22 protein-coding genes, 1 tRNA gene and 1 pseudogene are annotated in these 21,790 nt (G+C 60.0%); 10 read left to right on the top strand and 14 right to left on the bottom strand.

Annotation, left to right across the window (positions count from 1 at the left end):
• Nucleotides 1-43: 43 nt before the first annotated feature.
• From DBY20_06565 to DBY20_06555, 3 genes are all read right to left on the bottom strand, one after another.
• Entirely contained in the window at nucleotides 44-1,516 is a 1,473-nt protein-coding gene (locus DBY20_06565; protein ID PWL78516.1) for a radical SAM protein, read from the bottom strand.
• Between the two features lie 126 nt (nucleotides 1,517-1,642).
• Nucleotides 1,643-2,830 carry a hypothetical protein gene (locus tag DBY20_06560; GenBank protein ID PWL78515.1) on the bottom strand — a complete coding sequence of 396 codons (1,188 nt, stop codon included), beginning with the start codon at nucleotides 2,828-2,830 and terminating at the stop codon, nucleotides 1,643-1,645.
• A 90-nt stretch (nucleotides 2,831-2,920) separates the two neighbouring features.
• Nucleotides 2,921-3,241, bottom strand: a complete 321-nt coding sequence (locus DBY20_06555) for a hypothetical protein (GenBank protein PWL78514.1) — start codon at nucleotides 3,239-3,241, stop codon at nucleotides 2,921-2,923.
• A gap of 65 nt (nucleotides 3,242-3,306) precedes the next feature.
• On the opposite strand from DBY20_06555, the gene DBY20_06550 reads away from it, so the two are divergent.
• The 4 genes and pseudogenes from DBY20_06550 (at nucleotide 3,307) to DBY20_06535 (ending at nucleotide 7,200) form a co-directional block, all read left to right on the top strand.
• Nucleotides 3,307-3,876 carry a hypothetical protein gene (locus DBY20_06550; GenBank protein ID PWL78513.1) on the top strand — a complete coding sequence of 190 codons (570 nt, stop codon included), beginning with the start codon at nucleotides 3,307-3,309 and terminating at the stop codon, nucleotides 3,874-3,876.
• Nucleotides 3,877-4,215: 339 nt separating this feature from the next.
• Nucleotides 4,216-5,001 carry a chromosome partitioning protein ParA gene (locus tag DBY20_06545; GenBank protein ID PWL78512.1) on the top strand — a complete coding sequence of 262 codons (786 nt, stop codon included), beginning with the start codon at nucleotides 4,216-4,218 and terminating at the stop codon, nucleotides 4,999-5,001.
• Nucleotides 4,994-5,938 (top strand): annotated as a pseudogene (locus DBY20_06540) (chromosome partitioning protein ParB). The gene DBY20_06545 and the pseudogene DBY20_06540 overlap by 8 nt, the downstream one beginning before the upstream one ends.
• Nucleotides 5,938-7,200, top strand: a complete 1,263-nt coding sequence (locus DBY20_06535) for a hypothetical protein (protein PWL78511.1) — start codon at nucleotides 5,938-5,940, stop codon at nucleotides 7,198-7,200. Before DBY20_06540 ends, DBY20_06535 begins: the two are co-directional and overlap by 1 nt.
• 88 nt (nucleotides 7,201-7,288) lie before the next feature.
• Here DBY20_06535 and DBY20_06530 read toward each other — a convergent pair whose 3' ends face one another.
• From DBY20_06530 to DBY20_06485, 10 genes are all read right to left on the bottom strand, one after another.
• Nucleotides 7,289-7,732 (bottom strand): hypothetical protein, encoded by a 444-nt coding sequence (locus DBY20_06530; protein PWL78510.1) that lies wholly within the window; start codon nucleotides 7,730-7,732, stop codon nucleotides 7,289-7,291.
• Entirely contained in the window at nucleotides 7,708-8,034 is a 327-nt protein-coding gene (locus tag DBY20_06525; GenBank protein PWL78509.1) for a hypothetical protein, read from the bottom strand. Before DBY20_06525 ends, DBY20_06530 begins: the two co-directional genes overlap by 25 nt.
• Nucleotides 8,035-8,063: 29 nt before the next feature.
• Nucleotides 8,064-8,597, bottom strand: a complete 534-nt coding sequence (locus DBY20_06520) for a hypothetical protein (protein PWL78508.1) — start codon at nucleotides 8,595-8,597, stop codon at nucleotides 8,064-8,066.
• A 229-nt stretch (nucleotides 8,598-8,826) separates the two neighbouring features.
• On the bottom strand, nucleotides 8,827-10,686 hold the full coding sequence (locus DBY20_06515) for an NADH-quinone oxidoreductase subunit F (protein ID PWL78507.1): 1,860 nt from the start codon (nucleotides 10,684-10,686) through the stop codon (nucleotides 8,827-8,829).
• Entirely contained in the window at nucleotides 10,679-11,176 is a 498-nt protein-coding gene (locus DBY20_06510) for an NAD(P)H-dependent oxidoreductase subunit E (protein ID PWL78506.1), read from the bottom strand. The genes DBY20_06515 and DBY20_06510 overlap by 8 nt, the downstream gene beginning before the upstream one ends.
• A 96-nt stretch (nucleotides 11,177-11,272) precedes the next feature.
• Entirely contained in the window at nucleotides 11,273-12,568 is a 1,296-nt protein-coding gene (locus DBY20_06505; GenBank protein ID PWL78505.1) for a hypothetical protein, read from the bottom strand.
• A complete protein-coding gene (locus tag DBY20_06500; GenBank protein PWL78504.1) occupies nucleotides 12,568-13,311 on the bottom strand; it encodes a short-chain dehydrogenase in 744 nt (247 codons plus the stop codon). Before DBY20_06500 ends, DBY20_06505 begins: the two co-directional genes overlap by 1 nt.
• Before the next feature lie 89 nt (nucleotides 13,312-13,400).
• Nucleotides 13,401-13,847: a hypothetical protein gene (locus tag DBY20_06495; protein ID PWL78503.1), complete on the bottom strand. Its 447-nt coding sequence runs from the start codon at nucleotides 13,845-13,847 to the stop codon at nucleotides 13,401-13,403.
• Nucleotides 13,848-13,995: 148 nt separating this feature from the next.
• Nucleotides 13,996-14,754 carry an oxidoreductase gene (locus DBY20_06490; GenBank protein PWL78502.1) on the bottom strand — a complete coding sequence of 253 codons (759 nt, stop codon included), beginning with the start codon at nucleotides 14,752-14,754 and terminating at the stop codon, nucleotides 13,996-13,998.
• A 2-nt stretch (nucleotides 14,755-14,756) separates the two neighbouring features.
• Nucleotides 14,757-17,303, bottom strand: coding sequence for a hypothetical protein (locus DBY20_06485; protein PWL78501.1), 2,547 nt, complete (start codon nucleotides 17,301-17,303; stop codon nucleotides 14,757-14,759).
• Between the two features lie 302 nt (nucleotides 17,304-17,605).
• Between DBY20_06485 and DBY20_06480 the strand changes: the two genes are divergently transcribed.
• The 4 genes from DBY20_06480 to DBY20_06465 all read left to right on the top strand — a co-directional run bounded on the left by DBY20_06480 (nucleotide 17,606) and on the right by DBY20_06465 (nucleotide 18,992).
• Entirely contained in the window at nucleotides 17,606-18,382 is a 777-nt protein-coding gene (locus DBY20_06480) for a hypothetical protein (protein PWL78500.1), read from the top strand.
• The gene (locus tag DBY20_06475; GenBank protein PWL78499.1) at nucleotides 18,375-18,608 is read left to right on the top strand and encodes a hypothetical protein; all 234 of its coding nucleotides are present in this window, start codon (nucleotides 18,375-18,377) and stop codon (nucleotides 18,606-18,608) included. The genes DBY20_06480 and DBY20_06475 overlap by 8 nt, the downstream gene beginning before the upstream one ends.
• A gap of 12 nt (nucleotides 18,609-18,620) precedes the next feature.
• The gene (locus tag DBY20_06470) at nucleotides 18,621-18,845 is read left to right on the top strand and encodes a hypothetical protein (GenBank protein PWL78498.1); all 225 of its coding nucleotides are present in this window, start codon (nucleotides 18,621-18,623) and stop codon (nucleotides 18,843-18,845) included.
• A gap of 72 nt (nucleotides 18,846-18,917) precedes the next feature.
• Nucleotides 18,918-18,992: transfer RNA gene (locus DBY20_06465), tRNA-Gly, on the top strand.
• An 86-nt stretch (nucleotides 18,993-19,078) separates the two neighbouring features.
• Here the strand turns inward: DBY20_06465 and DBY20_06460 are convergent.
• The gene (locus DBY20_06460) at nucleotides 19,079-20,464 is read right to left on the bottom strand and encodes a hypothetical protein (protein ID PWL78497.1); all 1,386 of its coding nucleotides are present in this window, start codon (nucleotides 20,462-20,464) and stop codon (nucleotides 19,079-19,081) included.
• A gap of 187 nt (nucleotides 20,465-20,651) precedes the next feature.
• On the opposite strand from DBY20_06460, the gene DBY20_06455 reads away from it, so the two are divergent.
• Both DBY20_06455 and DBY20_06450 read left to right on the top strand, forming a co-directional pair.
• Complete coding sequence (locus DBY20_06455; GenBank protein PWL78496.1) at nucleotides 20,652-21,062, top strand: flavin-nucleotide-binding protein; 411 nt, start codon at nucleotides 20,652-20,654, stop codon at nucleotides 21,060-21,062.
• 59 nt (nucleotides 21,063-21,121) lie between these two features.
• Complete coding sequence (locus DBY20_06450) at nucleotides 21,122-21,787, top strand: hypothetical protein (protein ID PWL78495.1); 666 nt, start codon at nucleotides 21,122-21,124, stop codon at nucleotides 21,785-21,787.
• Nucleotides 21,788-21,790 lie beyond the last annotated feature (3 nt).

Below are 21,790 nucleotides of genomic sequence, written 5' to 3'. Positions count from 1 at the left end.
CAAATACGTGACGATGGGCGACTGACACGCGTTGCGTCAGCCGTTATTTTGTCGCGAAGATGGAGTCCTTGTCGCGGTCGGGATCGAAGGCGCCGTGCATCGTGCGCCCTTGATACCCCAGGCGTTCCAGGTCGCTATCGGCCAGGCCGCTGCAAGTGCGGTTGCGCAGCTCAGCGCGCGGATCATCCGGGTCGGTCCAGAGCCTTTCTGCCACCGGCGCCCACGCGCGCGCCGCGGGTCGGCATTTCTCCGCAAGGTCGTGAGCGCTTTCGGTCGCCTGCAAATCGGTGCAGTGGGCCCCCGTCTCCTCGACCATGCGCTCGATGCACTCGGGATTCTCGAGCATCGGACACGGTCGCAGCAGATTGTCGTTGAAGGGCTGTCCTTCGTAGTAGGCCATGAAGATGGGCGAGCGCAGGCAGTCGAGAAGCGACATCTCGCGGACATTGGCATTCGAATAGTGGATGAACACGCAGGGTTCGACGTCACCGGCAGCATTGATGTGCAGGTAGCGTCTGCCACCGGCGATGCATCCGCCCACGAACTCGCCATCGTGCTGGAAGTCCAGAGTGAGGATGGGCTTGGTCTCGCGTATGCGACGGTTGAAGCGGTAGAGGCGCTCGCGGTCTTCGGGCGTGGGCATGAGAGAGGTGGGGGCGTCCTTGCCCACGGGCATGTAGGTGAAGATCCAAGCGAACAACGCGCCCTTCTCGATGAGCCAGTCGAAGTACTCGTCGCTTGCCACGGAAGGCGCGTTGTCGTGGGTGTAGCAAATGGAAACGCCAAAGGGCAGCCCATGGCTGTTCAGCAAATCCATGGCAGCTTCCACCTTGGCGTAGGTACCCTCGCCCCTGCGCCCATCGGTGGCGGCCTCGTCGCCCTCGGCCGAGATGGCCGGGATAAAGTTCTTGACGCGAATCATCTCCTGACAGAACTCCTCGTCGATGAGCGTGGCGTTGGTGAAGCATAGAAACGCGCAATCCGGATGCGCCTCACAGAGCTTGATGAGGTCGTGCTTGCGCACCAGCGGCTCGCCGCCTGTGTAGATGTAGATGTGGACGCCGAGCTCCTTGCCCTGGCGGATGATGGAGTCGATCTCGTCATAGCTCAGGTTGAGCTTGTGGCCGTACTCCGCGGCCCAGCAACCCGTGCAGTGCAGGTTACAGGCGCTCGTGGGATCGAGCAGGATGGCCCAGGGGATGTTGCAGCGATACTTCTCGCGCATCTTCTCCTGTACGCCCCACGCTATGAGGTTGGACTCGACCAGGACGGTCTTGATCATGTCGTTGCGAACCGCGGGGTTGAGATCCATGATCCGCATCATGAGCTGGTACATGTTGTTGTCGGGATCGGACATGACCTTCGTGAACGCCTCGCGCTGCGCGGGAAACAGGGCGTCGGGGCAAATGGCGTTGATCTTGTCCATCACCTTGCTCATGTTGTTTTCGGGATCTGCGCAGAGGTAGTCGACGAGCTTGTTGGCCGCCGTGCGCTTTGCAAAGTCCATTGGTCTCATAATCCGGGCCTTTCCTCTTGCCTGGCCGAAAGGGCCGCAATACCGCGTTTTGCTTTTCTGACTAGTCTAAGATTCGCCGCGACGCACAAAAATGGCCGATATGCGAGATACCGGCCAATAATGCGACTATGTCATATCCTGCCGACGCTGCAGATTCCAACGCAAGACAATCAGAGAGGCGCCTATGGCGGGTACGAGCATCGCCAGCCACATGAGCGAATACGCCTCGGGTTGGCTGCCGAGAATCGGCGTCGCAGCCTCTATGACCATGCCCCCGATGATGGGACCGATGAGCATTCCCAGGTCGAGCCCCGTGAAGGCGGTATTGCTTGCGGCGCCGCGGCGAGATGGGGGCACGGAGGCCAACGCGGCGGATTGGAGCAGCGGACCGCAGCATCCGAATCCGGCCGAGCCTAAAATCGCGGCGATGATGAACGCCACCAGATTGTCCGCGACGGCAAGCGCAACGTAGGACGCCGCAAAGAACGCGATACCGACGGCGAGCATGCGCGGCGCACCAAACCTGTCAGCCATGCTTCCAAATAGGGGGCGCGTCCCCAACAGGCAGAAGGCGTACACGATGAAGAAGACCCCCATCTGGGAAACTCCCACGGAATAGCCATACAGCACGACATAGGCGCCCATGCACGAAAACGAGGTTGCGAGCAGCATCAGGGCGACCCCCTTTCCCACTGCCTCCGGCGCGAACATACGATCAAGTTTCAGCTCGTAGCGCAAACGCTCCCGATACGGCTCCCGTATGAGCCCGACACCGCAAATGGCCACCAGGAGGCAACCCGCGGCGAGGAAATAGGATGGTGAAAAGCCGATGGCATTCACCAGGTACAACCCCGCTGCCGGACCGACCACCTGCGCGAACGACTGCGCCAGGGCATAGATGCTTATTCCGCTCGCGAACCTCGACTCCGGAAGGAACTCCGATACGAGCGACATGGCGAGCGGACCACTGCAGCCAATCCCAATGCCGTGTACGAGCCTGACGATGACAAGCCCCTGCAGGGAATCCACCACACCGTAGAGGAACATGCAGGCACATATGATGCACTGCGACGCCATGAGCAGACGCTTGCGCGAGAAGCTGTCGAACGCAGGGCCCGCGAAGGGCCTGATGAGCAATGCCGTCACGGAAAACGAGCTCACCACTATACCTACCATGGAAGGAGATGCTCCCAGCGCGTCAGCATACACCGGAAGCGTGGTGTTGGCCATGAACGCAGCCATAGACTGGAAGAGGTTCACCATCATCAACGCGATGTAGGGAAAGCTCCAGATGCTCTCTTTTTGCTTTTTCACGCGGCCGCCTTCGTCTTGGTACGCACACACTATAGCCGTAGGCTCGCCTATTGCCGCGCGGGAAAGCCCAATCGAAACAGGTGGCGTGTCTCACTCCGGCAGCTTGCAGACGTCCACCCATTCGCTTTTGGGAACAATCGCCGCCAGCTCATCGGGCGTCAACGCGATGGCGCTGTTGGAGCTTCCGCACGCCGGATAGACCATGTCGAACCTGCGCAGGGACTCGTCGAGATAGACATCGCACTCGTCTTTCACGCCAAAGGGACACACGCCACCGACGGCATGACCGATGCGCTCCTCCGCCTCGTCGGCAGACAGCATCTTCGACTTGCACCCGAAGCGCGTCTTGAACTTCGGATTCGCTATGCGCGTGTCTCCGGCGCACACCACGAGCGCCACCCGATCGCCCACCGCAAACGAAAGCGCTCGATGCCTTGGTCCGCGCCGGTAAGGTGCGCGCCATCGGCGCGAGCTAGATGTTCGCCTACCAGCTCCACAACATGCAGGACATCGCGGAGCAGAACGGCTGGGAGAAGTTTACGAACATGCAATGCCACTACAACCTGCTCTACCGCGAGAACGAGCGCGAGATGATACCGGTCTGCCGCCAGTTCGACATGGCGCTCACGCCCTATAGCCCTCTGGCTTCGGGCCATCTTACGCGCAAGGCATGGGATATCGATTCGCTTCGCAGCAAGACCGATCTGACCATGGCCGACAAGTACGACCGGGCAAAATCGCTCGACATCCCCATCATCGAGCGCGTCGCGAAGCTTGCACAGCGCCGCGACGTCCCCATGGCCCAGATCGCCATCGCGTGGCATCTCAACAAGGGAGTCGAAAGCCCGACGCTCGGATTCTCGAAGCCGTCTCGCGTGGACGACGCCGTGGCGGCGGTCGACATCGAGCTCTCCAAGGAGGAGATGGACTATCTGGAAGAGCCTTACGTGGCCCACGAGCTGGTGAGGCCGCTTGCCCGCCCGGGCGAGAAGCCCATCGCGGGCACGATTCGCCCCAAGACGAAGGAAGAGATTCACGAGGGCTAGCGATAGCACCTGAAAGCACCGCCTACTTCGAGACTTCTGTGCGGGAGAACGGTATAATGCTCACCCATGCGGGGGTCGCCAAGTGGTAAGGCCCTGGCTTCCCAAGCTGTTGGCAGGGTAGCGTCCCGCGAAACGCGCGAAATGCGCAATCGAGAAATCCCCAGTTCAAAGGCATGGTTTTTGAAACAGGGGAAACGCTTCCAACTTCTCCGCTTTTCCTGAAACCCCGAGTTTTCCAGTGTGCTTCCAGTATTTTCGCGAAACGCACGCCTTTCGCACATCGTGCGAGAACCGTCTGACCTCCAGATGCGGGCAACCGCAGAAGGAGGTGCATGGAACATGCCATGCAGGACGATCGCAGTAGCCAACCAGAAGGGCGGAACCGGCAAGACGGCCACGACCCTGAGCCTGGGAGTGGCGCTCGCGCGCCTCGGGAGGCGCGTGCTTCTCGTGGACGCCGACCCGCAGGGCGACCTCACCAAGTCGCTCGGGTGGAGCGACCCCGACGCCCTGGAGGTCACGCTCGCGAATCATCTGAACACGGTTATCGAGGGCGAGGGGCTCGATCCCCGCGAGGGAATCCTCCCCCACAAGGAGGGCATCGACCTCATGCCCGCGAACATCGAGCTCGCCGGGATGGAGATGCCCATCCTCATGGCGATGTCGCGCGAGCAGCTGATGAACGTGTGGCTCTCGCCCCTCAAGGCGGACTACGACTTCATACTCATCGACTGCGCGCCGACGCTCGGGATAATCCCGGTGAACGCCCTCGTCGCCGCGGACAGCGTGCTCGTGCCGGTGTCGGCCGAGTACCTTCCCGCCTCCGCCATGACGGCGCTCTTGAAGACCGTCGGGCGCGTGCGACGCCAGATCAACCCGTCGCTAACCGTTGAGGGCATACTCATCACGCTCTCCGACAGCCGCAACAACCTGGCCCGCGAGGTCGAGGGGGCCATCCGCGAGCAGTACGGGGAGACCTACCGCGTGTTCGAGACGGTCATCCCCCGGGCGGTGTCCGCTGCCGAGGCTCCCGCCGTGGGGACGAGCATCTTCTCCTACGACGGGCGCGGAAAGGCGGCGCGCGCCTTCGAACGCCTCGCAGAGGAGGTGATCGCCCGTGGCTAGGAGGAAGGTTCCCATAACGCTGCCCGGCGTGGACGAGCTGTTCACGTCGCAGGAGGAGCGCGACGGCTCCGCCCTCGCAGGCGTGGCCGACATACCGCTCTCGCTCATCGACCCGTTCCCGGGCCATCCCTTCTAGGTGCGCGACGACGAGGAGATGGAGCGGCTCGCGGAGAGCATCGCCGAGAACGGGGTGCTGGTGCCGCTCACGGTGCGGCCTTCGGGCCCCGAGCGCTACGAGCTGGTGAGCGGGCACAGGCGCGCGCGTGCGGCGGAGCTGGCGGGGTTGGAGAGCGCGCCGTGCATCGTGCGCAGCTTGACCGACGACGAGGCCACAATCGCCATGGTGGACTCGAACCTCCAGAGGGAGACCATCCTGCCGAGCGAGCGGGCGTTCGCGTACTCGATGCGGCTTGAGGCGATGAAGCGCCAGGGGCAGCGCACCGACCTGACTTGTGCGCAACTTGCGCACAAGTCAGACGGCAGGAGGTCGCGTGACATTTTGGCCGAAGAGCTCGGCGTGAGTAAGGACAGGATTCAACGCTTCATACGGTTGACCTTCCTTATTCCAGGTCTTCTTGCCCTCGTGGACGAGGGGCGCATGAAGATGCTCCCCGCTGTGGAGGTAAGCCATCTCTCCCAGAGCGAGCAGGAGCACCTGCTGGACGCCATCGGGGCGCAGGCGGCAACGCCCTCGCACGCCCAGGCCATCAAGCTGAAGCGCTACTCGAAGGAGGGCTCGCTCACACCGGCGCTGATCCGCTCCATCATGGAGGAGGAGAAGCCCAACCAGGTCGAGCAGTTCAAGATACCGCGCAAGAGCATAGCCCGCTTCTTCCGCCCCACTGCCACCAGGGACGAGATAGAAGGGCGCATCATCCGGGCGCTTGAGCTCTTGGAGCAGGCGGAGGCTCGCCGCGACGGACGGGGCGGTGCGTGATGGGCAACGTTATGCACAGGGGCAAGGGCTCCTTCACGCACGTCGAGAACACCATCTTCTTCGACCACGGCCTCTCGGCGAAGGCCAAGGGCATCTACTGCCAGATACGCTCGCTTGAGGGCAACCCCGAGTGGGTGTTCACCATCAAGGGGTTCGCCTCGCTCGTGCGCGACGGCGCGGACGCGGTGACCGCCGGCATCAAGGAGCTCGAGGCGGCGGGCTACATCATCCGCGCCCGCAAGCGCAGCGAGAACGGCCGCTTCCTGAAGGCCGAGGAGGCCACCTGGGTAACCCTCGACGACCCGGCGATGCACGATGACGTGTGCGCGGAGCTGAAGGCTGACGGGTTCGCCGTGCTGTCGGAGTTCGAGCATTCCCAAACGTCACCGGAAGCCCCTCACGATAACGACTCTGCGAAAGCCGAGGAACGCGAGGGCGAAACCTGCGAAACGGACGAAACCGGCAAGTCGTCCCAACTCAGAACCAGAACGGGAAAACCCGTATCTGGAAAACCCACATCTGGGAAACCGGCACCTATAAATTACTCATCCGATAAATCGCCCAAAGGCGATAAAGAACTAAAAGAACCCCTCTCTTGCGACTCGGAGCCAGCCGACAGGCCGGGGGAGAAGGGCGCAGGGGATTTCAGGGAGTACCGGAAGGGCGAGTTCCCGGAGCCGTTCGAGCGGCTGTGCGCCCTGTCGCTCAAGCCGCTCACGTCGCTCAAGTTCAAGCGGGACTGCCTGAAGGTCTGGAAGGCCAGGGTGGCATCGGGCTTCGAGCCGGAGCAGATCATCGACGCGTATGCGGCCTACGCCAAGGACTACTGGATCAGGAACGGCGACGACAACCGCCTCGCGAAGAACCTTCCGCGCTGGCTCGAATGCGACGACGGGCTGGCCGCCTGGGCCGACGAGCCCATAGCGCCCGACATCCTGGGGGCCGACGGGGAGCCCCTGGACATGCCCGGCCTCGCCCAGGTCGACCCCGGCTTCGCGAAGCTCTGGCGCAAGGTGCAGACGAGGCGCAGCGTCATCAGGTCGCAGCTCTACATGGACGGCAGTCGCCCGCCCGAGTTCGAGGTGCTGGAGAGATGCGCCGAGGACGCCTCCTGCCAGCGCTACTGGGCCGCATGCGAGGAGCGCTACGGGCGCTACGTGAAGATGTGCGAGGTGCTCTCCGCCAACGCATCGGAGCTGGAGCACATGCGCAATGAAGCGGTTCGTCCGGCTTTCATGCAGTTCGAAAGGGGATGCGCCTGATGGAGGATCGTAAAAGAGGGCTGGGTAAAACTAGGGCCAATCCCGCGAGATCGGCCCTTGTAAAACCCGAAGGTTTTCGAATCTGCGACTATATTCTCAAAGCTTTCCTGCAGAGCCAATCGTCTTTGCCGCCATGCATCATCACGCCCCTGCCCTTCTTCGCAAAAAGATGGAACTCAGGAGGCCACGCTTGCATGCGCCGATATGAAAACAGGCGGATGCACGTATTTCTTGTCGCGCGAAGTTCTATTTCGCCGTTTTCGACCATGATCTGAAGGTCGACCAAGTCATGAGCCCTTTGGCTTCCCGGCTCCGATGCGCCATGGAGCTTCTGGGCAATCTGGTAATGAAGGGCCATGAGCGGAATCGGTCCGAACTCCGGAAGCCCCATCGCGGCAAGCAGTTCGTTCGCATCGGCGGGAACCACCATATCGGCGTGGTCGGCATCTCCGAGCTCGTTGTAGCCCAGCTCCAGGTCGACGGTGCACCACGGTCTTCCCAGATAGCTCAGCTTGACTGCGTAGGGCTGCATGACGTACGGCTCTGGGACGCCTTCCGGATGCGCCTTCGGCAGCTCGACAAGTCGGCCCGTGAAGCCCTCCCATCCTGTTGCCAAACTTTCGCGAACCCTTCCTCGAACTCGTATTCGCCGACAGACCTCGCGGCATCGAAGTCGGTGGTCGCTCTCGTTGCCGCGTTCCCGAAGCGTATCTTCAGGGACGAGCCGCCTTTCACCACGGCTCCGGCCATCAGCTGTCCGACGATCGCGTTTGCGATGATGCTCCGGTTCGAAAGGAAGGCTTTCTCACCTGCGCCGAGGCGGCGGATCGCCATGTCGAGGTTGCGCTGACTGTTTGGTCACTTCATTCCCATCCCATGTCTTTCTTGAGGCTCTCGTAATCATCGCGCCTGAGATACCCCTGGCATCTCGCCTCCTCCACGGCATCTCGCAGTCGCTCGTCCATCATCGTCGCCTTTGCGCTTCGAACGGCCGTCGCGACATCCTGGCTCGGGATTCCGTCATATGAGGTGACCGTGTCGCCTTTCCCTGGCTTCTTCACCCTTATATAGGCTGGAAGCTTGCGCCTAGTGCGATGGGGGGTCGCCACGCAGATGTAGCTCGGGTTTGTCGGAGCGAGTCCGAGCATGGCTATGACGGACTCGCCGAATAGGTACGCGTCGCCTCCAAGTCTCGCCACAGCTTCCGCATAAGAGCCGTTCTCGGTAGGGACGAACCGGGTAAGGCGGTAGAGCCCCCGAGAGATGTTCTCCAGCCTTCCCCTGTGAGCCAGCTTCGCGAGCTCTACAGCCGGGACCCCGACCCTTGAGGCCGTTTCCGTGGAGACGTACCCGTGGTTATCTACGGCAATCTCGTATATGTCGTCGTAATAGCTCATGGCAGAACCATACCATAATTGGTATTGTTGCGCCATATAACGAGAACCAAAAGCGTGATAATGCAGCCATCAGCCGACTGCCTTCGCGCTAGTCAAGCTTCGCGCGTGATGTCGATTTTTGCCATGTCAGAACTATAGCTATGGGGGTGCGGACGATTTAGCCATAAGGTGACGATTGCCAATGCTCGCCTGAGCCCGCCATACGGTGACTTGACACAACTTGACACATTCAGCTGGGAAGCACCTTTATGGCGTCGTAGGGGCAGGCGTCGATGCAAGTGAAGCACTTCTCGCACAGGCGCGGGTCGATGGTGCCAGGCTTGCCGAACTTGCCTTTGACGGCGTTTCCGGGGCAGGTCCCCAGGCAGCAGCGCTCGCCTTGGCACTTTTCGGGCACGATGACGAGCTGCACCAGGCTGCGGCATACGGCGCTGGGGCACGTACCCTCAATATGGGCCTCGAACTCAGGGCGAAATTGCGCGATCGCGCTGAGCAACGGTCCTGAGGCGGACTTGCCCAAACCGCAAAGAGAGCCGCGCATCATTGCGTTCCCCAAATCCTCAAGCCCATCCAGATCCTCCGGATGCCCCTGGCCGTCACACAGGCGCTCCAAAATGCGAGCGCACTCCCTTGTCCCACCGGCGCAAGGCTTGCAACGTCCGCAGGACTCCTCGGCGCAAAACTCCATGAGGTAGCGGGTGAGGTCAACGACGCAATCGCCCTGCCCGATGACAAGCGCGCCTCCAGAGCCCATGATGGTACCCTCCTGGGCGATGCTCTCGAAGTCGAGGGGCATGCCGAGTTCGCCTTGGGCGATGAAAGCCCCGGAAGGACCTCCGAGCTGCACCGCCTTGACGCTGGCCTCGTCGACACCACCAAGCTCGCAGACCACGTGGGACAGCGGCGTGCCCATGTCAACTTCGACCACGCCCGTTCGATTGACGGCACCGGTGAGGCAGATGGTCTTGGTACCCGGGCACAGGACCGTGCCATGGCTGCGAAAGGACCCAACGCCGCCGGCAACGATGAGGGGTGCGTTGGCGAGAGTCTCGACGTTGTCGATGACTGTGGGATGCCCGAACAGGCCACGCTCCGCGGGATAGGGCGGCTTTTTCGAGGGTCGAGGTATGCGACCTTCAAACGCAGCGATGAGCGCCGTCTCCTCCCCGCACACAAAAGATCCGGCGCTTTTCTCGACAAAGACGTCGAGCCCGTAGCCGCTGCCAAGAGCGTTTGGCCCGATGACCCCGTTCTCGCGCAGCACCTGGACGGCGCGCTCGAGGGTCGTGCAGGCCTGCTTGTACTCGCTTCGCACGAAAACGATGACCTCGTGGGCGCCAATGCCTACGGCAGCGAGAAGCGCACCCTCAAGCACCTGGTAAGGGGCCGATTCCATGAGTGTGCGGTCCATATAGGCTCCAGGATCGCCTTCGTCGCCGTTGACGATGACATAGCGCACGGGGTCGTCGGAGTCTGCCGCGGCACGCCACTTCTGAGCCGTGGGAAAGCCTGCGCCTCCGCGCCCACGCAGGCCCGCCTCTCCCAGCTTGAGAAGAACCTCTTCGGCACCGCCTTTAGATAGCGTCGCCTGAAGGGCGCGCAATCCTCCGATCGCGGCATATTGCTCCAAGGAGAGCGGGTCAAGGTAGCCGCAAGGGCCCATCAAGTAACGACTCTGGCCCGATGCGAGGTCCTCAACCTGTGCAAGCAAGGGAGAGGAAACATCTTCGGAATCTGCGCCGCACTGGTAGTAACCGATGCAGCGGCGGGCGTTGAGCTTGCCTGCCAGAACCTGCTTGGCGATGATGGGGGCGCGGCCCTCGGTCACGTTGGCAAAGACATAGCTGCGCCCGTCTCCCATCTGCACCTCAACGAGAGGCTCGGCCCAGCAGGCGCCTCGGCAGCCGACGCCGTCCAAGCGCACGCGGCCTTCGGCTATAGCGCCGGCAAGGGTCTCCTGGAAAGCGTCGTAGACCTTCTGGGCTCCGGCAGCGTTACCGCAGGTGCCGAGGCCCACCGTTATGCGGGGGTACGTGCCCAGCTGGGCCTTACCGCACCGACGCAAGCTCTCGAGTGCTTCACTATTCATTGGCAAGCCCCTTAATCTGCGAGATTAGGTCGCCCATCTGGGAGATGCGCATGTGACCGCGGACGTCGCCTTCTATGACTGTGATGGGAGCCGCCGAGCATGATCCCACACAGCGCACCGTGCGCAGTGTGAAGAGGCCATCATCGCTTGTGGTGCCGCACTTGATGCCAAGCTGGCCCTCCAATTTGGCGATGAGCTTTTCGGCACCGGCGGCATGGCAGGCCGCGCCATCGCATACCTCCACTACGACGCGGCCCACGGGATCGAGCGAGTAGTTGCGAAAGGCGCTGGCGAAGGCGCGAACGTCGGAGTCTTCGAGCCCGAGCTCGCTGGCAATAACCTCGCAGGCGCTGGCGGGAAGGTAGCGAAAGCGCTCCTGAAGCCCGTTCAAGACGAATAGCAGCCGACCTGTGGGCTCGGGGTGCTGGGCGAACAACTCGAGGGCGTAGGCGGATGCCTCCTTGTCCGTTTCATCAATGGTCATGACCATGGCCTTTCGTAACTTGGTTGCGGCGGGCCGAGCAATGCTCGGCTCCAGCACGAGACGAGCAATGCCGCAGACATCCGTTGCCCGGAACCCCTGCCCTTACTCCCCTGAGGCCTCAAGCGCCTGAATCCTGGCTACTTGCCTCTTGGACGTCGCCGTAACGAGCAAGAAAAGCACCACGACAACTATAACGGCAGAAAGCACCATAAATGCCGTAAAGCTGCCCGTCGCCGCGTTGATGAAGCTCGCAATGGGAGGGGCGACTGCCGCAGCCACGCCACCCACGATATTGCCGACAGCTATGAGCGTTCCAACAGCGCGGGTACCAAAGAGCTTGCCGAACATGATGGCCGCAATCATGCCGCTGAAGGAGTTGATGATGCCGATAGTGACGGCTAGGAAGATGGCTCCAGCCTGACCGCCGAGGATGACGAATCCCAGCAGGCATACGATACCGCCGATGGCATAGATGATGCTTGCCTTGGCTGGCCCGATATGGTCGCTCAAGAATCCGTAGAGAAGCACCCAGACGATCATGCACCCGCTATAGACGGACATGAGCATGCTCACTCCGCCAGAATCGAAGCCGCAGGACTGAAAAATCACGGCCTCGTTAGTGACGAAGCCATTGCCCGGGATGTAGAGCAGGAAGGGCACAAAGAGTATGGCCCAGAAGGGATAGGTCTTGAGGCACTGCTTGAAGGTGAGGCCGCTTGCAACCGATGCTTCCCCGGCGAGCTCCTCTTGGGCGACCTCTTCTTGGGCCTCCTCGTAGCCGTATGGCTTGAGGCCATAGGTCTCGGGTTTGCCCGAGATGAGAAAGGCTACGGCGATGAGCATGAGCACGCCCAGGACGCCGCCGTTGACAAGCACCGTTCCCGGCATGCCCAAGGCGGGAAGCGCGCTACCGATGGTAGGCGCCATGATGAGCGCGCCCACGGACATGGCAAGAGAGAGGGAGCTCATCTTCATGCCGACGTTTTTGGCATGCCACCAGCTAATGAGCGGCTGGGTCACGGCAAAACCAACGAACACCTGGCTCACGCCATAGAATACGGCGCCCACGTAGATCATGACGATGCTCGTGGCCACGTAGAGGATGCCGAAGAAGAGCATGAAGCAGATGACGCCCGTAAACATGATGAGGCGCGGGTTCACCTTCTCGATGAGCAGGGCGACGAGGAAACCCGAAGCAACGCTCACGATGTTCGTGATTGTGAACATGAACGAGACGGCCGTCGCGTCCACCCCCAGTGTCGTGCAGATGGGCTCAATGTAGAGCGACAGTATGTTGAGCGTGCCATATTCGACGGCAATGAGCAGTATGCAGCCAATGAGAACCTTGTTGGCGCGTGACTTTGACTGCCTCGCCTTTGCATCGACGGTCGTATCCATCAGGCAACCACCGATCCGCCGCCATCGACAACGATGGTCTGACCGCACACGAAGCGCGTCTTCACCAGGTATTCCATGGCATCGACGATATCATCAACGGTGCCGTTGTCGCGCATGGGGTTGGTGTTCTTGCAGTACTCGATGGCCTCTTCGCCCAGGCCACGGATAATGTCGGTTTCGGTGAGGCCGGGGGCGATGGCGTTAGTGCGTATGCCCAAATGCGCGAACTCGGCCGTGAAGCCCTTGACCAGGCCGATGATGCCCGCCTTGGTGGCCGTGTAAACGATTTGTCCCTGGCAGCCGTTGATGCCGCCGGTGGAGGCGATGTCGATGACGCAACCTTTGCCCTTATCCACCATGAGGGGATAGACTAGGCGGCTCATGTAGAGCACGCTCATGAGGTTGGTGTCGACAATGAACTTAATGCGCTCGAGCGAGGTGTCAAGGAAATCCTGAGTCTGGGAGATGCCGGCATTGTTGATAAGCACTGCAATGTCGTCGCCGAAATGCTCGCGCGACTCATAAACCAACTGCTCGCAGCCTTCGAGGGTAGACATGTCGGCCTTGACCACAAGAGCCTTCTTATTGTAGACGCCGATAATATCATCTGCGACGGTTTGGGCCTTCTCGGCGCTTGACTCGGAGGTGTAGTTAACGACGACATCGTAGCCCATTTGGGCCAGTTTCTTTGCCATTCCGGCGCCAAGGCCACGGCTTGCGCCGGTAACGATTGCATAAGACATTGCTGTATCCTTTCTGAAGGCGAGCCGAGCAAAGCTCGGCCTGTACAAACACGAGCGATGTCAGGAGACGATGTTCGCCCGAAGCGGGCCTATTCCGCGCGGCCGTTATACCAGGTGACGAGCTCAACCATGTAACCGTCAGGGTCATAGACATAGGCGAACTTGCCGCCGTCCATGTCGGAAAGGGGTATGTCGATACCCGCCCCCGAATCCACGATGCGCTGGTAGACCTCATCGATGCTTTCCGGATCGAAGAGGAAGCAGACATGGCTCGACCAGAAGTCCTCATGACGCGAGGTGCCATCGAACTTGCGCTGGCGGATGTTTTCGAACTGGAAGAGCTCGACGCATTGGTTTCCCTCGGAGTCTTCAAGCAAGTTGAAAGTCATGGTGGAACCCGAAACGCGCGTTAGGCCATCGGCAGGCGTGGTTCCGTAATCCTTTGACATCTTCAGGCCCAAGACGCCGCAGTAGAAATCGAGCGCGCGGCCCATGTCGGATACGCAAATGGACGTATGCCCAGAGTGAATAGCCATAATGATTCCCTCCTTGGAGTTGGGGGTCAAGGACGCATCTTGGTGTCACGCTTCGCGTGATGCACGCCACGCCCTTGGTAGCATGAGAGAAGCGAATGGGCCGACAGCGGGGGCTGCTAGAGGCCGGCCCATCCACGGAAAAGGGGTATCAGCCGTCTTCGTTCTTTGAGCGGGCAAGCGTCTCCTCCACACTTGCCGCTTTCATGACGAGCTTGTCATAGCCAACGAGGCCATCCCAAACCTGCGTGACATCCTCGTGCTTTTCGTAGATGTCAGGGAAGCCCGTGTCGGCGCGGATCCCCATGATGTCAAGAACTTTGGACGGGTCATACTTCACGTGCTTTTGCTTGGTCGTCCTCGGCTTGAAAACGACGGCGGGCTGCACTGTGTCGGGTGAGGGCATGTCCTCGAGGGCCGCGAGATCGCCATAGCGCTCCCGCATCTCCTCGATGGGGCCAAAGTCGAGCGCGCGCTGGGGGCATGCGGCCACGCAGATGGGCAGTTCGCCCTCCACGAGCCTGTCATAACACATCGTGCACTTGCTCATGGGCGTGCCAGGGGCGTTATCCTCGTATTGGGGAGCGCCATAAGGGCAGGCAACCCAGCATTGACGGGTGCCCTTGCACTTGTCGGAATCGAGCAGGACGGCGCCGAACTCGTCTTCCTTGAAGAGCGCATGGTTGGGACAGGAATCCACGCAAATGGGCTTTTCACAGTGGTAGCAGGTGGCCATGAGCGTGTGCATCTCGACTTCCGGATAGACGCCCTTTTCCCACTGCATCATGCGCAGCCATTTAACGTTGGTGGACTCGATTTCCTCTCCATAGTTCCAGTCCTTGCAGGCCACGGCGCAGGCATGGCAATTTGTGCAACGGCTCTGGTCAAAGAAGAATGCGTACTGGGTCATGGTTACTTCACCTCCATGAGCTTGTCGAGCTTGAGGTAGTCTTCTGCCAGCTCGATTTGAACGAGCGCGTTATTGAGGTCAGCGCCGAGCACGTCATCGTAGAAGTCTGACGGGATGAGGAAGTTACAGTCGCCGCGCGTATCGATGCCGCCGGGCATGAGCTCGGTCTTGATGCCGCTCGGCTCGTACCAGCGGCCAAAGATGATGCAGCAGACGCCGGGGGTCATGCGGCTCGTGACATAGGCAGTGAGAAGACATTCGCCCACGGTGGAGTGCACATGCACCTTATCGCCATCCTTAATGCCACGGGCCTTGGCGTCCGAGACGCTCATCCACACGGAGTTGCGGAATTCGTCGCGGTACCAGAGGCTGTGGTCGTAGGCGCAGTGGTGGCGATAGAAGGAATGCGGCGTGACCATGTAGAGCGGATAGTCCAAGGTCTTTGGCGACATCATGCCCTCAGGGGTGTGCTTGTACTTGGCCATGGGCGGCAGATTGCCCTTGCCAAAGCACTTCTGGCCCGCATCGGGATAGGGTGCGACAGTAAGGTCGTTTTCCGCAACCCACTTGCTATAGAACTCGATCTTGCCGGACTGGGTCGGGAAGGGCGCACCGCCTTCTATCTGGGCGCGGGCAAAGACATGATAGCCGCTATCCATAGGGCGGCGGTAGATGGGATACTTCCTGAACTCCTCCCATTCGGGAACGTCGGGCATCATCTGGCCGTCGGGCGCGGGTATGTTCTTCCAGAAGTCGTACACGTCATGGGCGACTTCTTCGGTCTTGTCGGCCCATTGTTCCCAGCCGACGCTTTCCATGACGGGCATGATCTTGTCGCCAATACCCATGCGATCGGCAATCTGCTTGATGATCCAACCCATGGGGCGCGTCTCGCCAGGAAGGTCGCCGCCACCACGGCCATACATCATGGCGTTTTGGGTGCCCGTGTTAATGCCGATGGTGTAGCTTCCCATATGAGGCGAGGAGGGGATTTGGTTCACGCCCTCGATGAACGGACTCGAAATGGGAAGGACGATGTCGGCATAGGGAATGCTCGGGTGCCTGAGATTGTAGTGGGCAAAGGCGATGTAATCCACGGCGAGCATGGCCTCGCGACGTTCGTTGCAGCCGTACCAGCCCGAGAGGTGATTGCGGTTGGAGTTGATGCAAAGCATCATGTGGATGTTCGGCGCCTCAGTGTTCTTGGGGCAGCCGATCTCGGCTTTGTAATCCTCGAGGTCCATCTCACCAGCGTCGACCTTCTGGCGAAGGAGTATGGCGCGATGCCACATTTCGGCCTCCATACAGACGGTAGCCGGGGTGGTGGGCCCGGTCTCGCCCATGAACTGCGGCATGAAGGCAAAGGGTGTCATGATGTGCTCGGCGCCGGAGAAGCCGACACCGGAGCCTGCGCAGCCGTTGTGGCCGATGTTGCCGCCAAGGGCCTGCAGATAGTTGAGGCCACGAGCCGCCTGTTTGCCGTAGACCTGCCGAGCTGCTGCCCAAACCATGCGGATGTAGCAGGGTTTGGCTTCTCCATAGAAGCGGGCGAGATCGTAGATAGTCTCGGCGGGAATGCCGGTGATGCCCTCGGCCCATTCGGGCGTCTTGGGAATCTCGCCATCGGCGATGCCGGTGATGTAGGCGCGATAGAGCTCGAAGCCCTCAGGCTCGACCCACTGATCGCAGAATTCCTTGTCGTAGAGCTCCTCGCTGAAGAGCACATAGGCCATGGCCTCGAGCAGGGCAAGGTCGGTGCCCGGGCGGATGAAGATGTGCTGGGTGCCGATGGCCTCGGCAGTCCAGGTGTAGCGTGGGTCGATGGTGATGATGGGCACGCCCTTTTCCTTGGCCAGCAGCAGGTAGTAGACCGTCTCGGGATAGTTGATTGCCGCATCGAAGCCGATGAGAATGATTGCCTTGGCGTCGAAGAAGGTCTGGTTTTCGGACAGGCCGTCAATGCCGAAGCAAAGGGTGTTCTGGATGTTGTAGGTGAGCATGTCGGCGGTGTTGGTGGGCTCGAAGGAGTCCTCGCCCCACAGGGCGATGGCGCCGCCCATGTACTCGCCAAACGGATCCCAGGTTTGGCCCTGCATGCCATCGGAATAGACGCTCAAGGGGCCATACTTCTCGCGGGTCTCCATGTATTTGTTGGCGATTTCGTCTAGTGCCTCGTCCCAGCTGATGCGCTCGAAGTCCCAGGATGGCTTGGGGCCCTTGCGCTTCATGGGATAGAGCAGGCGCGTCGGCGAATAGGCGTCGGAACGCTGGCCGCGGCCGCGTACGCAGGCACGCTTTTGATACATGCCCAGCTGTATGTCCTCCCAAGGACAGTACTTATCCTCGCGTCCCATGCCCTTGTGAATGCTATCGTCGGTCTCGATGGAAACGACCTTGCCGTTCTTGACATGCTGCTTGAGCACGCACATGTCAAAGCATCCGTTGTTGGGGCAGGTGGAAAACTCGATGGTCTCACCTTCGTGGCGGGCAAGGAGTTTGCACTTGACTTCTTCGAGCTGCCCTTCGAGCGGTGCATATTGATCAGTCATTTAGAATCCCCCTATCTTCTTTGGAGAAGTGGCTTGGGGTTGCACACGCGCAAGGGACATGGGGTGTCTGGAAACCCATGAGGAAGCGCGCGAACCTAAGCCACGATAGTGGTACCTTCATGATCGATCATGGCTGCCAGATTAGTGGGTTCGGGGGACTTTTTCAGTGATTAGAGACACGTTCACATGGTAAAAGACACGTGAATGTGTTACCTAACACACTCGCTTGAGCTGGCTGGCAGGCGTTGGAGTAAGTGCAGGAGATTATAATGTTTCGCAGCTCATAAATAGATGGAGGGGCTATGGGTACGAAGGGCGATTCGGGGGACAACGGCGCTGCAGGCGGCAAGCCAGCGTATTGCAAGCTCCAGAGAAAGTGCCATTTCCGGCATATATGCAGCAGACTGCATGAGGGCCCCGTAATTACGGGTGTGCTCACAAAGAACTATTTGCGAGGGCAGATCATCGAGCGTGGGGTAACGAATTACGTGATGGTCATCATGCGAGGGCTGGCGATTTCGTATCTTCTCCAGGAAAATGGCGACAAGCTTGTGAGCTGCGTGCTGGGGGTTGGAGACACCATTGGTGAAACCGGGGCCTACCTTGGCGCCGATGCTGGCGACTACATCTTTGCGGCTACGGACCTGGAGGTCTGCGTCATTCCCGAGCGTGCCTATATGGATGTCATCAGACATGATGCAAGGCTGCTTGTCGATGTGTTGGCGGGAACTTCCAACAACACCACCAATTACGTGCGCCAATCGTGGATCTTGCAGGGAACGCGCATCGCCAATCGCATCGAGCGACTGTTCGCCATGTGCCTTTGGCGCATGCACGGAGACCAGGAAGGCGCGCTGGAGCTTGCCATGACCCATGAGACAGTAGGCACCATCATTCACGCGGAGCGTGCCAACGTGTCGCGAGCGCTCAAGAAGATGGAGGCCGACGGGATGGTAACACTACGACCCAATTCCATTCTCATCTGGACTGAGAAGTGGAGGCGATCCCCGCGCTTCAAACGGCAGCTGAGCACCATGTCGGAGTTGTTAGGTCACCACGATGCAGACTTCCTTGGATAGGGGCGTCTCGGGGCGCCAGGCGCGAGACTGCGACGGCAAGGAGATAAGGGAGTACCCCAAATCCGACGCGTCGAAGCGCAGCGTTCCCGTCGATGAGTACACGGCAGAGGTTCTGAGGCAATGGATAGAGCTCAAGTCGAACCTGATGAAGGAACTCGGTTTCAAGCCGTCCATGAGCATGCTGGTATGTGGCCCCGAGATGATCCCCCAAACCTACCAATCGTGACACCGCGACTGGCTGAGGTTCGCGGCCGACGCCGGGTTCGAGGGAGTACGCCCCTACGCCCTCCGACACACCTTCGCGACGTTGAACCTCGCCAACGGCGAGAACATCAAGACGGTGTCGGTGTTCATGGGGCACGCCAGCTCCGCCTACACGCTTGACCTCTACGCCGGGTACGTGCCGAATACCGGAATAGGCATCGGCGCGCGCTACATGAACTTCCTGAGGGAGGCCGCTTAGGGTGCGACCCATGGGGATTTGCTGAAATGCCCGTGGCGATGCGGATAGGGAAGAGTATAATAGGCCGGCACTGCGGGCGTAGTTCAATGGTAGAACAGGAGCTTCCCAAGCCAGTATTCGCGGGTTCGAACCCCGTCGCCTGCTCCAAAGGACAAGGTCGGACGCCGTCAGGAAGACGGCGTCCGCGTTTCATCCCCCACATCCATCCGATGGCACCCGGAAATTTCCAGTCCTCATCCCGTACGAGTTTCCTCCGCCGCTTCTGAGCCAACGCAAAACGCTGCATACAACGGGAGATCGCGCAATAGCACCTCGCCATCGGCCCCTTCAATAGAGCTTGTCCCGAAATTTGCCTCCGAAAGCCTGACTGCATAGGGCGCGTTGCCCTCTCTCATAAGCTTCATCAAGCTCTTTGCCTTGACATTTCGCGACGACTTAACCTCGACGGGAATGACCTGCGCCATGCGGTTCTGAAAGACGAAGTCTACCTCTCCGTTTCCCACCTTATCGTTTGGCATCCAATAAAACGTCTTCAGCCCGTTTGCCTGCAACGCCTGCATGACGTAGTTCTCGGCAAGCGCTCCGCGGAAGTCGGAAGCGAGGATCGCCCTCCTCCCGTCGTCAAGAAACACCACCGGATCGATTCCGAACTTATGGAACATGATGCCTGTATCGGCCACATACACCTTGAAGTAGCTCCCGTCCTCGTCATTGTATGGAGCCAGCGGAGCACGATCGTCGCACGTCAAGTCATTTATCGAAATCACGCCAGCTGCAGCAAGCCATTCAAGGGGCTCTAGGAGGCGCTCTCGGCGCCCTCCGCGTATCACCTCGGAATACTTGAACTTTTTCGTCGACGCACGAAGGAGCTGCTTGGGAAGACTGTCCCAAATCCGCTTTGCCGAAATGCCGCTTATGCCGTTTTCGGGATCAGTCATATCCGCCGTGTAGGTGGCATCTATTTCAGCTTGCACCTCACCGGCCGCCGAAAACCCACCTTCATGGCGATAGGCATCAAGCACTCGGGGCATTCCTCCGAGCACCAGGTATTTATGATACAGGTCAAGGGCTTGGTCATGTCGAACGTATGGTTCGCCCGTTTCAGCATGCGCGCGTATGTCGCAAGCCATGGTGCCTTCGTCCAAGGCCCAAAGGTATTCCTCGAAGTCGAGTGGATGAAGCTCGAGTTGACGCACTCCAGAAGGAAAAGGCAGGCTCCTCCGCTTGGTGGTTACTCCGAGCAGGCTCCCTGTAGCAAGGATGCGCCAACGTGTTCCCTCGAAAAACCTGAGGGCATTGAGCGCCTGCTCGCACAGCTGGACCTCGTCAAGAATGATAAGCGTCTTTTCCGGAAGAATGGGCATGCCCTTGTACTCGGAAACGCGCCTGACTATTCCGTCCACGTCATCAGTTGGCCAATCAAAAATCGCCTGAGCCCTCGAGAGGTCCGTTTGGAAATCAAGCTTCACGAAACCGTCGGCGAAGCACTCCTCGCCCATGCGCTCTGCGAGCACCGTCTTTCCTACGCGGCGCGCGCCCTGGATAAGAAGGGGCTGCATACGGGCAGAAGAGGCCCAGCTCGCTATGTCCGTTTCAAGCTTGCGACGCATATATTCCATAAAATCAGCCCCTGAATCACGTCTGCTCGAGTTTGCTCCAATTCTCAATTTCGTGTACATATTGTACATGAAAATTTATAATTTCGTGTACAGCATGTACATGAAAATAATGAAATAACAAGTGGTAAGGCCCCTTCTTCCCGAGGCGTATACTATCCACAACGCACATCGCGAGAAGGGACCGACCATGGCAAAGCTTCCCCAAAACGCACGCGAGCTGTTCGAGACCGCCGAGAACATGGTGCTGTGCACCGCATCCGCCGACGGAGCACCTAACGGCGCCGCCATCGGCATGAAGACCGTCATCGACGACGAGACCGTGTACATCTCGGACCAGTTCTTCAAGAAGACGCTCGCCAACCTGCAGGAAAACCAGAAGGTCGCCGTCGCGTTCTGGACCGGCCACGACGCCTTCCAGATTCACGGCACGGCGCGCTACGTCAACGACGGCGATGATTTTGCCGTGCAAAAGGAGATGGTGGACGCGAAGTTCGCGTCCATGGGCCTGCCCATCAAGGCCAAGGGCGGCTGTTTCATCCACGTGGACGCGGTGTACCAGATGGCAGCTGGCCCCGAGGCGGGAAGCCAGCTCGCATAGAGCCTCGCAACATATGCATATGCGTTCATAAGCGCCTGTCAAACCACATAGGAGACACCATGGAATCGAAGCTCACATGCATGAGCTGCGGAACCACCGCATGCGAATATACCGAGCGCGAGGAGCCGAGCTTTTGCGCGCAGGCCGCGGTCTCGCCCGAGTTGCATGACGAAGCGCACCGCCTGTATGCCCTGCCCGAGAACCATGCGATCATGGAAGCTGCCGCAAAGGTCAGCGAGGACACCGCGAACTCGACACGCGTGCAAGACACCATCAAGTTCGCGAACCTCATCGGAGCACGGCACATCGGCATAGCCTCATGCACCATCATGCTGCGCGAGACGCGCACGCTGGCCAAGCTGCTTGAGCAGGCGGGGTTCCGTGTCGAGACGGTCGGCTGCAAGCTCGAGAGCAATCGGCGCGCGGACCTGGATCTCGAGCCGCCTGCCAAGGGCGGCGAAGGTGGCGTCGTTTGCAATCCCATCATGCAGGCGCTCCTGCTCAACGAAGCCAAGACGGATCTGAACATCCTCATGGGCATATGCGTGGGTCACGACGCCCTCTTCTGCAAGTACTCCGACGCGCCCGTCACCACCTTCGCGACAAAGGACTTCCTCGCCGGCAACAACCCGTGCGCGGTGCTGTACACGGCGCAGTCCTGCTATCGCAAGAAGCTGCAGAAGACCGTGGAGGAGTGGCGCATCGACAACCCCGCCACGGGCTAGATC

The organism is Coriobacteriia bacterium (assembly GCA_003149935.1).
In the GTDB taxonomy this organism is placed as follows: Bacteria; Actinomycetota; Coriobacteriia; order Coriobacteriales; family QAMH01; genus QAMH01.
This window is presented reverse-complemented; position numbering and strand designations above follow the sequence as displayed.